The organism is Streptosporangium longisporum, assembly GCF_039534895.1.
Classification (GTDB): Bacteria; Actinomycetota; Actinomycetes; order Streptosporangiales; family Streptosporangiaceae; genus Streptosporangium; species Streptosporangium longisporum.
In genome coordinates this window covers 179,917-194,899 of sequence record NZ_BAAAWD010000032.1, presented here as the reverse complement: position 1 = coordinate 194,899, position 14,983 = coordinate 179,917, and the positions used below count along the sequence as shown (strand labels likewise).

At 71.0% G+C, this 14,983-nt stretch carries 14 protein-coding genes; 5 read left to right on the top strand and 9 right to left on the bottom strand.

The genetic code is table 11. The features are described 5' to 3' along the window. The 5 genes from ABD832_RS41640 to ABD832_RS41620 form a co-directional block, all read right to left on the bottom strand. Positions 1–690 carry a DUF998 domain-containing protein gene (locus tag ABD832_RS41640; protein ID WP_344908464.1) on the bottom strand — a complete coding sequence of 230 codons (690 nt, stop codon included), beginning with the start codon at positions 688–690 and terminating at the stop codon, positions 1–3. A gap of 175 nt (positions 691–865) precedes the next feature. Beyond that, on the bottom strand, positions 866–2,089 hold the full coding sequence (locus ABD832_RS41635) for a low temperature requirement protein A (RefSeq protein ID WP_344908462.1): 1,224 nt from the start codon (positions 2,087–2,089) through the stop codon (positions 866–868). A 99-nt stretch (positions 2,090–2,188) separates the two neighbouring features. Then, positions 2,189–2,776, bottom strand: a complete 588-nt coding sequence (locus ABD832_RS41630; RefSeq protein WP_344908460.1) for a TetR/AcrR family transcriptional regulator — start codon at positions 2,774–2,776, stop codon at positions 2,189–2,191. Continuing rightward, complete coding sequence (locus tag ABD832_RS41625; RefSeq protein WP_344908455.1) at positions 2,769–3,605, bottom strand: alpha/beta fold hydrolase; 837 nt, start codon at positions 3,603–3,605, stop codon at positions 2,769–2,771. The genes ABD832_RS41630 and ABD832_RS41625 overlap by 8 nt, the downstream gene beginning before the upstream one ends. Positions 3,606–4,029: 424 nt before the next feature. Continuing rightward, positions 4,030–6,018 carry a spermine/spermidine synthase domain-containing protein gene (locus tag ABD832_RS41620; RefSeq protein ID WP_344908452.1) on the bottom strand — a complete coding sequence of 663 codons (1,989 nt, stop codon included), beginning with the start codon at positions 6,016–6,018 and terminating at the stop codon, positions 4,030–4,032. A 231-nt stretch (positions 6,019–6,249) separates the two neighbouring features. On the opposite strand from ABD832_RS41620, the gene ABD832_RS41615 reads away from it, so the two are divergent. Both ABD832_RS41615 and ABD832_RS41610 read left to right on the top strand, forming a co-directional pair. After that, a complete protein-coding gene (locus ABD832_RS41615; protein ID WP_344908448.1) occupies positions 6,250–7,608 on the top strand; it encodes a S8 family peptidase in 1,359 nt (452 codons plus the stop codon). 4 nt (positions 7,609–7,612) lie between these two features. After that, entirely contained in the window at positions 7,613–7,855 is a 243-nt protein-coding gene (locus tag ABD832_RS41610; protein ID WP_344908445.1) for a hypothetical protein, read from the top strand. A gap of 51 nt (positions 7,856–7,906) precedes the next feature. Here ABD832_RS41610 and ABD832_RS41605 read toward each other — a convergent pair whose 3' ends face one another. Next, positions 7,907–8,875, bottom strand: a complete 969-nt coding sequence (locus ABD832_RS41605) for an Lrp/AsnC family transcriptional regulator (protein ID WP_344908442.1) — start codon at positions 8,873–8,875, stop codon at positions 7,907–7,909. Positions 8,876–8,975: 100 nt separating this feature from the next. On the opposite strand from ABD832_RS41605, the gene ABD832_RS41600 reads away from it, so the two are divergent. Further along, the gene (locus ABD832_RS41600; RefSeq protein ID WP_344908439.1) at positions 8,976–10,463 is read left to right on the top strand and encodes an MFS transporter; all 1,488 of its coding nucleotides are present in this window, start codon (positions 8,976–8,978) and stop codon (positions 10,461–10,463) included. A 198-nt stretch (positions 10,464–10,661) separates the two neighbouring features. Here ABD832_RS41600 and ABD832_RS41595 read toward each other — a convergent pair whose 3' ends face one another. Together ABD832_RS41595 and ABD832_RS41590 are read right to left on the bottom strand one after the other, a co-directional pair. After that, a complete protein-coding gene (locus tag ABD832_RS41595) occupies positions 10,662–11,393 on the bottom strand; it encodes an ABC transporter permease (protein ID WP_344908436.1) in 732 nt (243 codons plus the stop codon). A gap of 8 nt (positions 11,394–11,401) precedes the next feature. Beyond that, on the bottom strand, positions 11,402–12,331 hold the full coding sequence (locus ABD832_RS41590; protein WP_344908433.1) for an ABC transporter ATP-binding protein: 930 nt from the start codon (positions 12,329–12,331) through the stop codon (positions 11,402–11,404). A gap of 75 nt (positions 12,332–12,406) precedes the next feature. Between ABD832_RS41590 and ABD832_RS41585 the strand changes: the two genes are divergently transcribed. Together ABD832_RS41585 and ABD832_RS41580 are read left to right on the top strand one after the other, a co-directional pair. Next, complete coding sequence (locus ABD832_RS41585; RefSeq protein ID WP_344908430.1) at positions 12,407–13,141, top strand: TetR/AcrR family transcriptional regulator; 735 nt, start codon at positions 12,407–12,409, stop codon at positions 13,139–13,141. A 156-nt stretch (positions 13,142–13,297) separates the two neighbouring features. After that, positions 13,298–14,263, top strand: a complete 966-nt coding sequence (locus tag ABD832_RS41580) for an ion transporter (RefSeq protein WP_344908426.1) — start codon at positions 13,298–13,300, stop codon at positions 14,261–14,263. 44 nt (positions 14,264–14,307) lie between these two features. Here ABD832_RS41580 and rpsD read toward each other — a convergent pair whose 3' ends face one another. Then, complete coding sequence (gene rpsD / locus ABD832_RS41575) at positions 14,308–14,922, bottom strand: 30S ribosomal protein S4 (RefSeq protein WP_344908422.1); 615 nt, start codon at positions 14,920–14,922, stop codon at positions 14,308–14,310. Positions 14,923–14,983: the final 61 nt, after the last annotated feature.

Sequence of the window (14,983 nt, the reverse complement as noted above, 5' to 3'; positions counted from 1 at the left end):
TCAGTTGCTTGTGGACGCACCGGTCGCGGCGTCGCGGGGTGCGCGAGAGGTGCCCCGGCTGCGCAGGAGCGCGGCGGCGACGGCGAGCTGCCAGATGACGATGGTGTAGACGGAGCCGCGTTCGATCGCACCCGAGGGCAGGCCGGTACCGAAGGTGAGAAAGAGAGCGACCACGGAGACCAGGCCGAATGCTCCGACGACGATGCTGACGAGGCCGATCAGCCGCGTCTCGGGAGACTTTCGCCAGTGGATGCCCAGGACGAGGGCGAGCACGTTCCCGCCGACGATCGCCAGCGTCGCTCCGGTGAAGTGCAGGGGAAGCGTGCCGTTCTGCTGCGCCTGCAGGGAACCGTGGAAGGTTCCGACAAGGATGTAGCCGATCATGGTCACCACCCCCGTCACCGCGGTGAAGCGGGACCGCCCGCTGATCGTCCGCGACAGCAGCACCGTGGCGATCCCGAACAGGACGCCCTGAACGATGAATCCGGAGTTCATGACGACGTGCAGCGGCGAGTTGAGTTCGCGGCCCTGGAACACGCCGGCCGTTGCGGATCCGAGGTCGCTGATCCAGTTGGTGGCGTAGCTGTAGCGAGGCGATTTCCACGCCGCGGCTGCGATCGCTTCGGCGGCGAGATAGATCACCGAGCCCAGGAGGAAGGCGGCGGCGGCGAGGGAGCGGAGTCGTTTCATGGTGTGTTCCATTTCCGGCTGGGTGACTGATCGGTCGGTCACATGTGAAGGGAGAGGTGTGTTCGGAGGGTGAGTCACGGGGTCCGGGCGGGGCTTACGAGCTCGACGGCTCCCGGGCGCACACCCTCACCCGCGACATCCGCCACCTCTGGAACCGCTGCCGGATCGGCCGCGATCATCGTGGCCACGGTCGTCGTTCGAACCAGAGGTGGGCCAGGACGATCAGGGCCAGGTAGACCACGAGCATCCGGCCGCTGACGGGGGTGGCGAGCAGGCCGAGCAGCAGTGGGGCCGCGATGCCTGTGACGACCCGTGAGATCGTCCTCGGCAGGTCGGAGCCGTGGCTGGCGACGCCGGTGACCACGCCGAGGGTGAAATAGGCCGCAACCGCGCCGCACAGCAGCCAGCGGCCTTGCTCGGACAGTGGGTCGGAGCCGTGCCCGACCACCAGGGAGAGCGGCACGGCGACGGTGGCGACGACGCCGGTGACCAGGCAGTGCAGGCCGAGGGCGGCGCGGATGGGGATCCGGCCAGCGCGCAGGTGCGGCAGGCCGGCGTATCCGAAGACGACGGACAGGCCGAACATGCCGGCCAGCAGAGCGAAGGACGCGATCGCGGTGGCCAGCAGGCCGATGTCGTACCGCGCCTCGCTTGCGGCGGCGACGACCTGCACCACCGATTCGCCCAGCACAATGATCACGAAGAGTCCCAGCCGCTCGGAGAGGTGGGCCGGATCGGCCGATACCCCGTGAATGACCGGTCCCATGCCGTCGGGGCGGACTCCTGATCGTGACCGACGCCGAGTGCGTTCCGGCGCGGTGAGGTACGACTGGATCCGCTGGAGGATCCTGCTGCCGGACAGGACCAGGATCAGCAGCAGGTCGAGGCCGATTCCTGCCGCCCAGAGCGCGAGCTTCCAGTGTTCGCCGGCCCAGAGCGACGCGAACCAGGGCAGCAGTCCCAACGAGTACTGCACCACCGGGAAGTCCAGCAACACTGCGCCGCGTTGCCACGACTTGGACCCGTAGACGCGCGTGGCGATGTACGCGATCGCGAAGACGTCGAGCGCAAGGGTGTCGCCGCCGTGTCCGAGCACGGTGTGCGCCACGCCCGGCACGGACGCGGCCATGACCCCGAGGCCGAACATGCCGACCATGAGCCGCAGCACCCGGGTCTGGCCGGCGGCGACGTTGCCGTACAGCATGAACGTCGTCCAGGACAGCCACAGCGCCAGGAACAGCAGTGTGTAGAGACCGAGCGCCGCGGCGTCCGGTTCGGACCCGAGCACGTGTGCCAGGGCGGCCACGCCGGCCACCGCCACGAGGTCGAAGAAGAGCTCGGCCCAGCTCGCGTGCCGCTCGATCCTGGTGTCCTTGGGCTCTTCGTCGATGTTCACCATCGGTGGCCGCCGGGTGGTGGTGTCCGGGTGATCGTGGGTGCGCGGGTGATGATGATGTCGGCCCTCCGGGATGATGTGGCCGGGTTCGTCGACGACCCGTCAGCGGGCGAGGGTGCTGCCGCCGGTGGCGGCGTGCAGGCCCTGGTCGAGAAAGTCGATGACCCAGGTGAAGCTGTCGTCGACGGATGCGTCGATCTGGAACCCGCCCGCTGCTTCCAGGGTCGAGAACCCGTGCAGGGCGCTGCGGAGCATCCGCAGGGCGTGAATCTCCTGGCCGGGGTCCAGGTGGTAGCCGCGCAGCATGGCCGCCCAGGAGGCGACCACCCGCTCGAGGGCGGGGATGAGCGGGTCGTCGGGTCCGGTCGGGCGGGCGGCGTTGGCGGCCGCGTACCGGTCGGGGTGTTCCCGTACGTAGGTCCGCATCGCCTGCGCGCCGGCGGCGAGGGCATCGCTGCCGGCCCGCCCCTGGATGGCGTCGCGAATGGCGTCGGCGAACTCGGCCATGGACATGATGGCGATGCGGTGGGCCAGATCGGCCTGGCTGGTGACGTGTTTGTAGAGCGCGGGGGTCTTGACTCCGAGCCGTTCGGCGAGCAGGCCCATGCTGAAGTTCTCGAAGCCGACCTCGTCGATCAGGGCGGCGCCGGCCTCGGTGACCGACAGCGGGGTGAGCCGGGCCCTAGGCATTCGCCAGCGTCTTGTCGAGGAAAGGCCGGGCCAGCGCGAGGACGTGTTCCGGCGTCTGGGCGTGTGCGTAGTGACCGGCACCCTCGATGACGGCGAGCTCGCCGAGGCCCCTGGGCAGATCGGCGATGATCTTCTCGCCCTCGGCGCGGGGGTCGGCCCAGTCGGGGTCGAGGCTGCCCTCGATGACCAGGACCGGGCAGGTGACGTTGGCCAGCTGTGCGCCGGCGTCGGCCGGGCTGGTCTTGCACATGGCCTGCAGGACCTTCATCCGGCCGGGCTCCGTCAGCTTCGCCTCGATACGCGTCAGTTCGGCGTCCCAGTCGGCGGGCTTGACCGGGTACGCCGCGTCGAGGTACTTCTTCCAGCTCGCCAGTCTTCCCAGGACCATGACCTGCGCCATCTGGCTGTAACCGGTCCGGAAGCGCTTCACCCGTATCAGCCCGCCAAGATCGAAGGGTTGTACGCGGGTGAACGGCGCCACCTCGATGATGCCGTTGATCAGATCGGGTGCGGTGGCTGCCGCGATGGTCGCCGCGCCGCCGCTGATCGACTGGCCGATGATCACGGCGGGGCCGCCGAGGTGGCGCACGACGGCGACGAGGTCGCCCGCGATGTCGGTGCGGCTGTAGCCGTCCCAGCCCAGGCTGGAGTCGCCGCAGCCGCGGATGTCGACGTTGGCGACCCGGTACCCGGCGTCGGCCAGGGCCGGAGCGAGGAAACGGTAGGAGTGCCGGCTGTCGCCGATACCGTGCGCCAGGACGACCAGAGGGCCCCGCCCGGACACCTCGTAGGCGAGGTTGTTGCCGGCGATGCTCAAGTACTCGGTCATGGCGACCTCCGCAAGATTGGTTAATGACGATATCTGTAGGTTAATGCCATTAACTACATGCGTCAAGCGATCTCCTCGGGGGGCGGAGCAGCCCTGTGCGACGACGGTGACGACGGGTGATCCGCAGAAACGACCCGTTCTCAGAGCAAGATCAAAAAGGGTGGTCCAGAGATCGCGACGTCCTGGAGCCGACCCTCGAAGGACTCGGCGCAGCGGCCCGCAAAGGCGAGCATGGCGGCCGTCCCAGGCGGAGGATCAGAAACCACCCCGCAAACGCTGTGAGCAGCCGCTCGTGCTGCGCCTCCTCCTGGCTCGGGGCTCATGACAGCGTTCTTACCGGCACCCCGGGTCAGGGGAACACCCGGGTTCCCGGGGCTCGGGAACGCCGGCTCCCGGGAGCACCCGGGAGCCGGTCTCCCGGGGCTCAGGCGACCTTGGCCGCCGTCCTGGGCAGCAGCGCGAAGGCGCCCAGGTAGATCAGGCCCGCCACGATCAGCAGCGCCTGGTAGCCGATGACCAGCGCCAGGTACTCCAGGCAGCCGCCGACCATCGCGCCCAGCAGGTTCGCGCCGAAGGACACGGTCGCGTCGGCGGAGTCGGCGAAGCGCTTGGCGAACACCACGTTGGCCGCGAAGATCGGCAGGAACGCCACGACCACGGCGGCCACCGCGCGCAGCGGCAGCGGCAGCCCCAGCAGCCAGGAGTTGGGCACCAGCCAGGCCAGGACCAGCCCGGCCAGCAGCACCCCGTACATGACCGGCAGGGACGGCACCCGGAAGCGGCGGGTCACCTCCACCGCGGCGAGCACGGCGACCAGCACCCCGGCGAACACGATCGCGTTCACCACCCAGGTGGTGCCGAACAGCAGCGCGAAGCCGGTGACGCTCTTGGTCTCCAGCAGCAGAAACGCCACCCCGAGCAGGAACAGGTCCGCGTACGGCCGCATCCTGCGGTACGGACCGGCCACGACCCGGACCGCCAGCAGGCTGACCAGGAGGATCAGCCCGAGCGTGATGATGTAGATCTGCGGGATCGTCCGGTCCTTCAGGTACAGGAAGGGCAGGTCGTCACTCGCGGGCGGCGGGGTCTGGGCGGTGGCTCCCGCCCACTCGGTGCCGCACCGCTGTCCCTGCGGGGTGAGGCCCGCGGTGATGACCGCCTGCTGGCCGGTCTGGCTGACGATGTCGACGCACGGCCTGTGCCCGAACGCGGCCTGCATGGTGGCGCCGAGCCGGTCGACCAGCCAGCTCTCCCGGTAGTAGTTGTACATCGAGAAGGCGCCACCGGGTTTGAGGTGGTCCCTGGCCGCCTCCATCGCCTGCTGCGTGAACAGGTAGCTCTCCAGCCGCAGCGAGCTGGCCCCGGAGACCAGGGTGAGCGAGTCGGGCAGCGCGAAGAGGATCAGGTCGTACTTCTTGGAGGTCCCCTCCAGGAAGGCGCGGCCGTCGGTGACGTGGGCGGTGACCCGGGGGTCGCCGTAGGGCAGGTCCGGGTGGTAGGAGCGGCCGAGTTCCAGCAGCTTGGGGTCGATCTCCACGGCGTCCACGTGCTTGGCGCCCTTGGACAGCGCGATCGACACGTCGGTGCCGCTGCCCGCGCCGACGATCAGCACGTCGTCCAGCCTGCCGGAGGCGGCCCGCTCGTACGGCAGGGCGTACTGGCGCTCCCACTCCAGGCGGCTCTTGGCCGGGGTGGCCTGCTGGTGCGGGATGCCGTTGACGTCGATGTTCATCAGCGGCACGCCCTCCCACTGCCCGCGCACGTAGGTCACCTTGTAGTACGGCGACCACAGCGCTCCCGCGGTCAGCGTCTCGGTGGCGAGGGCGCCGACGATGACCAGCGACGGCACGATCAGCGCCACGCGGGCCCAGACCCTGCGAGGCCACAGCAGCAGCGCGTAGGCGACCGCGGCGATCGTCCCCCACACCACCGGCGGCGCGCTGAGGAACGACAGCGCGGTGAACAGCGCGATGCCGCTGAGGCTGCCGATCAGGTCGTAGCGGTAGGCCTCCAGCCGGTCGAGCTCGGGGAAGCAGCGGCCGACCAGCTCGGCCGGGCCCATCAGCACGATCGCCGCCGCGGCGAAGATCACCGGCAGGATCAGCCAGGGCGGCGGCCCGCTGGTGCTCAGGCTCGTCCAGTACAGGACGCCCTCGGTCTGGCGGTCCACCGTCACCGGGAAGAACAGCACGACCAGGACCAGCACGGCCAGCACGATCGGCGAATAGTACGGCTGCCGGGTGGTGCGGCCCACCCTCAGGAAGCCCAGCCCGATACCGAGGAACGACCCCAGCAGGACGAAGTTGGTGAAGTAACTCAGGTGGACGATGTTCGACCCGGTCCACCGGATCAGGGCCAGCTCCAGGAAGAGCATGAAGCCGCTGGCCACGATCAGTCTGGGCCGGGTCGGCATCCAGTGAGCGTGCCGGACATCGGGTCGAGGGATTGGCGTCGTCTCCGCCGCTGCGGTCATGTCGCCCAACGTAGTGATCGATTCCGTCGCTGTGAAGGAAATCCACGCCGGTCGTTTGTACCGTTTGACGGGCGTGAGCGGTGTTCGAGGGGGTTTCAACGGCTGGACGCGGCCGGGGTGGATGAAGGAATGTGGTGGGGGCCCTGTCCCCTCGATCCCCGGTGGTGCGTCATGCGGGTCCTGCTCCAGCTCCGTCCCTCCCCCGACGTCGTCGCGGCCGTGGCCGATCCCGCGGTGAGCACGACGGCCGCCGACGTCGCCGACGCGCTTCCCGGGGTGGTGCTGGACCCGTCCTTCGCCCCGGTCGTGGCGCCCCGCCCGGTCCCCGCCGCCGGGGGCGACCCGCTGTCGCTGCACCAGCCGCTGGTGTTCTCCTTCGCCGACGACGAGGCCTCCGTCCTGGTCCGCGGGGAGATCTCCGACGACGAGGCGTCCACCCGGATCACCCTGCTGCCCGCGCTGCGCCGCGAGGTGGTGGGGATCTTCGCCGACCCGGTGATCCAGCCGGGCCTGACCTGCGGCGGCACGCCCCCGGTCGGCGACTGGCACGACGTGGAGCGGCTGCTCGGCGTCCCCGACCTGGCCGCGGAGGGCCTCGACGGGTCGGGGGTCGCGCTCGCGGTGCTCGACACCGGCGTCAACCGCGCGCACGTCGCCCGCCACCTGGGCCGCGACGTGATCCTCGACGTGGAGCGCAGCTGGAAGCCCGACGGGGTGACGGGCAGGGCGGGCGAGTTCCCCGTCGACCACGGCACGATGTGCGCCTTCGACGCGCTCATCGCGGCCCCGAGGGCGTCGATCATCGACATTCCCGTGCTGCTCTCCCGGCGTCCGGGCGGTTCGGCGCTGGACGGCCTGCTCTCGGACGCGGTGGCGGCCTTCGCCCACCTGCGCACCGTCCTGGAGGCCCAGCCCGCCGCCTCGCGCTCCCTGGTGGTCAGCAACAGCTGGGGGTCCTTCTCCCCGGAGTGGGACTTTCCCGCGGGCCATCCGGGCAACTACTCCGACAACCCGGCCCACCCGTTCAACCTGATCGTCTCCAGCCTGGAGCGCTCCGGCGCGGACGTGCTCTTCGCCGCGGGCAACTGCGGACGCGACTGCCCGGACGGCCGCTGCGCCTACCCGGACCGGCCGATCACGGGCGCCAACTCCCACGGCTCCGTGCTGTCGGTCGCCGGCGTCGACACCCGGGGCGAGCGGGTCGGCTACTCCTCCCAGGGGCCGGGCCGCCTGGTCGCCCGCAAGCCCGACGTGTGCGCCTACACCCACTTCTCGGGCTCGCGGGCGTTCGGCGACGACGAGCCCGACTCGGGCACCTCGGCCGCGTGCCCGGTCGCGGCGGGCCTGGTCGCGGCCGTGCGCACCCGCTGGCCCGCCGCCCGGCTCTCCCCCGCCCAGCTGCGCACCCTGCTGCGCCGTACGGCCGACGACCGCAGCGACGTCGGGTTCGACCACGACCACGGCTACGGGGTCGTCGACCCCTTGGGGGTACTCGCCTCATTGCGGCGCCGGGCGGGGCGCGTACCGTGAGGTGATGGTCCTCATCACGGTGCGGCTCCCCTCCGGCGCGACGCTCGCGCAGGCCCTGCGGCACCTGGAGTTGCCGGAGGAGGACGTCGACATCGGGTACGGCCTGGTGCTCATCGACCTCCTCGACCCCGGCCAGGGCCTGTACGGCCTGCGGGTGAGCGAGAGCGCAGCCCACCGCACCGGGCTCGCGGCGGACGGGGGCCCCTACGCCGATCCGCGGATAGAGCCCTACGGTCCCCCGGAGTGAGAACCGGACGGGCCGGGCGGGCCAGGTGGGCCCAGTGGGCAGGGCGAGGGCTCAGGCAGGCAGCAGCGATCCCGACTGCTTGATGTTGCGGATGATCGGGGCGGTCTCCAGCCTCTGGATGCCGTCGAGGCCCGCGATCCGGTCGGTGAGGTAGGCGTACAGCGCCTCGTCGTCCCGGCAGAGGATGTTGGCCGCGAGGTTCGTCGGGCCGGTGGTGGCCGCGGCGAAGGTGACCTCCGGGTGGGTGGCCAGGGCCTCGCCGACGGCGGCCAGATGGGACGGTGACACCGTCATCCAGAGCCAGGCCTGGGTGCGGAACCCGAAGTAGGGACAGTCGACCTCCAGGTCGTAGTAGAGCGCGCCGGACTCGCGGAGCTGGTCGAGCCGGCGCCGGACGGTCGACTCCGACCAGCCCGTGGCCGCGGCGAGGTCGGTGTGCGAGGTCCGGCCGTCCACGGAGAGCCCGGTCAGCAGGAGCCGGTCCTGGTCCGACAGCTCCACCCGGCCACCGGCGGGCGTCCGCGGCGGGCGCAGCGCGGCGACCTGCGCCTCGGTGAGCACCTCGAACATCCCGCAGCCGGTCGGGCCTCCGGCGTACATGTGCATCATCGAGTACGCGGTGACCGCGACGACGCGGTCGGTGCGCTGGAGCTTGTCGAGCATCAGGGCGTCGCGCTCCTGGTCCGACCCGGGATGGGCCGCGCAGAGCACCTCGGTCCCGCCCGACAGCAGCTGCACCCAGGAGGTGTCGGGCCGCTTGGCCAGGGCCGTGGCGATGGCGGTCCCCGCCCCGAGGACGCACTGCAGCCGCAGCCACCAGCGGGTCCCGCCCACCATCCGGCGGTCGATCAGCCCCACGACCCGCACGGTGCCCCGCGAGCGCAGCCGCCGGTAGCGCCGGGCGACGGTCTGGTCCGAGACGCCGAGGACCTCGGCGATCCGGCTGAACGGGGCCCGCCCGTCCAGCCCCAGCGCGTGCACCAGCTGCCGGTCGAGCGCGTCGGCCCTGACGGATTCCATCACCAACAACTATCAGATGTCGGTATTCGCCGTGATATCGCGGCTGGCTTCTTCTCATCGTCACTCACGCCCGATCCTGGTGGCCTACCCAAGGAGGATCATGCGTAAATGGTGGCCGCTGGTGGCGGTCTGCACGGGCGCCTTCATGCTGCTGGTGGACGTCACGATCGTGATGGTCGCGCTGCCCGACATCGCCGGGGACCTCGGCACCTCGTTCTCGGCCCTGCAGTGGGTGATGGACGTCTACGCGCTGGTCCTGGCGGCACTCCTGCTCGGCGCGGGCTCGCTGGCCGACCTGACCGGACGGCGCAGGATCTACGTCGCGGGCCTGGGACTGTTCGCGCTCGCGTCCCTGGCCTGTGGCCTGGCACCGAACATCGGCACGCTCATCGCGGCGCGGGGCCTGCAGGGGCTCGGCGCGGCGGCGATGTTCGCGACGACCATGGCCCTGCTGAACACGACCTACCGGGGCAGGGACCGGGGCGTCGCCTTCGGTGTCTGGGGCGCGGTCAACGGCGCGGCCGCGGCCGCGGGACCGATCGCCGGGGGCCTGCTGACCCAGCACTTCGGCTGGCGTTCGATCTTCCTGGTGAACCTGCCGATCAGCGCCGTGGCGATCGTCCTCACGCTGGCGGTCTTCCAGGAGTCCCGCAACCCGCGCGCCCGCGGGCTGGACGTTCCCGGCATGCTGACGTTCACCGCAGCCGCGGCGGCGATCACGTACGCGCTCATCCGGGCCGGTGAGGACGGCTGGGGCTCGGGCTCGGTCCTCGGCCTGCTGGCGGCGGGCCTGGTGGCCCTGGCCCTGTTCGTCGCGGTGGAGCTCCGGAGCGACGACCCGATGCTCGACCTGTCGCTGTTCCGCGACCGGGCGTTCACCGGGATCATGATCGGTGCGGCCCTGCTCACGGCGGCGGCCTTCGCCTGCCTGGCCTACGTCTCGCTGTGGCTGCAGACGGTCCTTGGCCTGGGCGCGGTCCAGGTGGGCCTGGTGATGCTCCCGATGAGCGTCACCGCCTTCATCGTGGCGAGCGTCGCGGGGCGGTTCCTGCACGACGCCTCACCCCGCCTGGTCGTCGGCGTCGGCCTGCTGATCATCGGTGCGGGCGCGCTGGCCCAGGCGGTGCTCACGGCCGGTTCCGGGTGGGCCGCCCTCGTCCCCGGCCTGGTGCTCGTGGGCCTGGGCGTGGGGGTGGCGAGCCCGTCCCTGTCGGCGGCGGCGATGGCGTCGGTCCCGCAGGAGCGCGGCGGCATGGCGGCCGGTGCCGTGAACACGTTCCGGCAGCTCGGGTTCGCGTTCGGTGTCGCGCTGCTGGGAGGCGTCTTCCGCACCGGTGTCGAGGGCGGCCTGGACGGCAGGGTGCCGGACGCGGGCTCCGCCGTCGACGCCCTGACCAGCGGCCGGGCGCACGTCCTGACCGGCCAGGGACACGGCCAGATCGTCCGGGAGTCCTTCGCGCACGGGCTCAACGTCACCCTGGTGGCCGCGGGCGTCCTGGGCATCGTGGCCGGCCTGATCGTCCTGGTGCTCGTGAGGACCGCGGCCCGGGGGCCGGTCGAACCGGAAGGAGCGGCCGTGTCCCGGTGAGCGGGCCGGCCGGGGGTGGTCGGGGATGAGGGGTGGGAGAGGTCCGCGGGGGGGACGGGGGCGCCGCCCGCCGCACCGATCTCGGTGCAGCGGGCGGGACGTCCTGGGGTTCCGGGGGTCAGAGATCCGGCCGGCCGGAAGTCCGGATGCTCAGACGTGCGGGTGGTCAGACGTGCGGGTGGTCAGGGGCTCGGGTGGTCAGGCGTTCTCGCGGTTGAAGACGCGGGTCCCCACCATGACGCAGACCACCGACAGGGCCACGGTCACGGCGACGCCCACCCCCACGGTCCAGGTCGCGTAGTGCCCGGCGAACAGCTCGCGCATGGCCTCCAGCACGTACCGGAACGGGGTGGCGCGCGAGAGCGCGTCCAGCCAGGCGGGTGCCATCGACATCGGCAGGAACGCCCCGGAGAGAAGGAGCAGCGGGACGATCGCCGTGCTCATGACCGGTGCGAACGCGTCGGGGTTCATGGTGAGCGCGATCGCGTTGGAGAGCGCGGCCAGGCTCACCCCGAGCAGGGTCATCATGAGCAGCGCGAGCACCACACCGGGAAGCGCGGCGCGCAGCCCGAAGGCGTACCCCACCGCGATCAGCAGGATCGACTGGATCAGCAGGGTGAGCGAGTTGGACAGCACCCGGCCGAGGAGCAGGGAGATCCGGTGCGCCGGGGTGACCCGCAGCCGTTCCAGCACCCCCGACTGGAGGTCGAAGACGATGCCGAACCCGGCCAGGCCCGCGCTGAACAGCCCCACCTGGACCAGCAGGCCGGGGATCAGTGTCTCCCAGGTCCCGATCGTGGCGAACAGCGGGCCGAACAGCACCAGGTAGAGCATGGGCTGCAGGACCCCGAAGACGATCCCGGCCTTCTGCCGCAGGGATATCCGCACGTTGTGCCGGAAGATCAACCAGGTCTCCCTGAGGACGCGCATCGCCCCGTTCACCGCTCCTCACCGGCCATCCGGGCCGCGCGCCGGTCATCGCCTGCTCCGCCAGCGCCCCCGCCACCCGCACTGCCAGCCGTCGCAGCGCTCGTCGCAGCGGTGGTCACACCGCCGGTCGCACCGTCCCGTACGCCCGTCGCGGCGGGCCCGTCCGGTTCATCGGACGGGCCGGCGGACGGATCGCCTCCCGGCGGGTCGTCCCTCATGGAGCGGCCGGTGATGGCGAGGAAGACGTCGTCGAGGGTGCCCCCGGTGCCGCCCTTGAGCTCGGCCGGGGTGCCCTCGGCGACGATGACGCCGTGGTCGATGACGAACAGCCGGTCGGCCAGCAGGTCCGCCTCGTCGAGGTAGTGCGTGGTCAGGAAGACCGTCAGGCCCGCTCCGTCGCGCAGGTTCCTGATGTGGTCCCACAGGCTCGCCCTGGTCTGCGGGTCGAGGCCGGTGGTGGGCTCGTCGAGGAAGAGCAGCGCGGGATCGTGGAGCAGCCCGAAGGCGAGGTCGAACCGGCGGCGCTGACCGCCGGACAGCGCCCCTCCCGGCCGGTCGCGCAGCGCGGTGAGCCCGAACCGGTCGAGCACCTCGGCGACCCGCTCGCGGGCCCGTGCCGGGCGCATCCCGTACAGCATGGCGTGCAGTTCGAGCTCCTCCCCCACCGGGTTCGCCGGGGCGATCCCGCCTTTCTGGGACACGTAACCGATGTGCCGCCGTACCCCGGCGGGGTCGGTGAGCAGGTCGTGCCCGGCGACCGTTGCACCGCCCCCGGTGGGGCGCAGCAGCGTGGTGAGCATGCGCATCGTGGTCGTCTTCCCCGCCCCGTTGGGGCCGAGGAACCCGACGATCTCCCCTGCCTCCACCGTCAGATCGATCCCCCGGACCGCCTCGACGCCGCCGGGAAAGGTCTTGCTCAGAGCTGATGTCTTGATCATTTGATCGCCTCCTTTCGTAAAGTAACACCAAACTTGGAGTCACTGCAAAATTTGTTCGGCACCTAGAATGTCCCCATGAGCGAAGGCCTGCGGGAGCGTAAGAAGCGAGAGACCAGGCAGCGCATCTCCGACATCGCCACGTGGCTCTTCCTGACGAAGGGCTTCGACAACGTGACGGTGGCCGAGGTCGCCAGGACCGCCGACGTGTCGGTCAACACGGTCTTCAACTACTTCCGCACCAAGGAGGACCTGCTCCTCGACCGCCAGGGGGAGGTCGAGGACCTGCCGAGCAGGGTCGTCCGGGAGCGCCGTCCCGGGGAGAGCGCGCTGCGGGCGCTGCGCCGGGACTTCCTGGACGCGATCGACACCCGCCACCACCGCTACGGGTTCCACGAGGGGGGTGACGCCTTCGCGCGCATGCTCATGACGTCCCAGAGCCCCTCGCTCAGCGCGCGGCTGCGGGAGATGAACGACGCGCGGGAGCGGGCCCTGGCCATGACGCTCGCCGACGAGGTCGACGCCGACCCCGACGACCTCATCCCCGCACTCGTCGCCGCACAGGTCAGCGCGGTGCTGAACCGGCTGATGACCCGCGCCGTCGAGCGCATGCTGGCGGGCGAGACCCTGGACGCCATCGCCCCCGACCTGCGCCTTCAGGCCGAACGGGGCTTCGCGATGCTGGAGTCGGGCATCGGCGACTACGCCGTCCGGCACGCCGAGGCCCCCGCGTCGTCGGCCCCGGCACCGGTCACGACCCCGGAACCGGTCACGACTCCGGAACCGGTCACGACTCCGGAACCGGCCTCCTGACCGACCTTCTGACCGGCCGACCGGGGCGATGGATCCGAGGGGCGGACTCGGACGGTCGACCCGGGGGCGGATCCCGGTGGCGGACGCGGGCCTTCATCAAGCCGTTATGATCTTGACCTGTCCTCGGCCATTCCGACCACGGGAGCCTTCGTGCCGGTGCGCGAGCGTCTCCGCGCCGCCCTTGAAACACCCGGTTTCCAGCGGTTCATCGTCACGGTCATCGTGATCAACGCGGCCACGCTGGGGGTGGAGACCTCGGCGGCGGCCGTACAGCGGTACGGCACGGTGCTCACGGTCATCGACCACCTGGCGCTCTACGTCTTCGTCGCCGAACTGGGCTGCAAGCTGTACGCGTACGGCCCGCGGTTCTTCCGCAATCCCTGGAACCTGTTCGACACCGCGATCGTGACGGTCTCGCTGCTGCCCACGGCGGGCGGGCTCTCGGTGCTGCGAGCCCTGCGGATCCTGCGGGCTCTACGGCTGATCTCGGTGGTGCCGAGCCTGCGCCGGGTGGTGAGCGCGCTGCTGACGGCGGTCCCGGGGATGACCTCGATCGTGCTGCTGCTGGCGCTGGTGCTCTACGTCGCGGCCGTGATGGGCACGAAGCTCTACCACGCCACCGCGCCGGCCTACTTCGGCGACCTGCCCACCTCGCTGTTCACCCTGTTCCAGATGATGACCGGCGACGCCTGGTCCGACATCACCCGCCAGGTGATGAACACCCACCCCTGGGCGTGGGTGTTCTTCGTGGCCTTCATGCTGGTCTGCACCTTCGTGGTGCTGAACCTGTTCATCGCGGTGGTGGTCAGCGCCATGGAGGAGGAGCACGCCGAGGAGTCCGTCCAGGCCACCGAGGACGTGGGCCGGGCCGTGCTCACCGAGCTGGCCGCGCTCCGGGCCGAGGTGCGGGAGCTGCGGGACCGGCTGCCGGCGGCGCGGGACGACGGCTCCACCGCGGAGAGGGCCGCTGGCACAGGGACCGGCACCGGCACAGCGAACGGCGCCGGCACGGGGCACGGCGTGGCCGGGAAGACCGGCCGGGGAGCGAAGAGCACCGGGGGCGGGAAGAACGGCGACGGGACGCGGGGGCGTACGGGCCCGGGGGCCGGGAAACGCCAGTGAGCCCGCCACCCGGGGGCGGCGGGCCGGCGTCGCGGATCGGCGGGTCAGCGCGAGTAGAACTCGACCACCAGCTGCTCGTCCACGGGCACCGCGACCTGCTCGCGCAGCGGGCGGCTGAACAGGGTGAAACGGAGGTCGGCGTGGTCGACGTCGAGGTAGGGGGCGATCCGGTCGTCGGCGTAGGTGCCCTCGGAGGCGGCCACGAAGGGCTGCATCCTGCGTGACTTCTCGCGCACCGCGACGACCTGGCCCGGCCTGACCAGGTAGCTGGGGATGTCGACCTTGCGGCCGTCCACGGTGATGTGCCCGTGGGCGATGTACTGGCGGGCCGCGTAGATGGACGGGGCCAGCCCGGAGCGCAGGACCAGCGAGGCCAGGCGCGTCTCCAGCAGCACCACCAGCTCGGCCCCGGAACGGCCGCTGCTGCGCAGCGCCATGTCCCAGTAGCGGCGCATCTGCCGCTCGGAGACGTCGTAGTACCAGCGGAGCTTCTGCTTCTCCATCAGCCGGAGCCCGTAGTCACCCGTCTGCCGCCGGTTGGTCTTGCGGCCGTGCTCACCCGGCGGGTAGGGGCGCTGCTCGAAGTAGCGGACCGCCTTGCGAGTCAGGGGGATGCCCGCCCTGCGGGACAGACGCACCTTGGGTCCGGTGTAGCGCATGCTCACTCCTGTGTGGTTAGGTTTACCTTAGTTAGGCAAGGCTAATCTTATACAGCAGTAT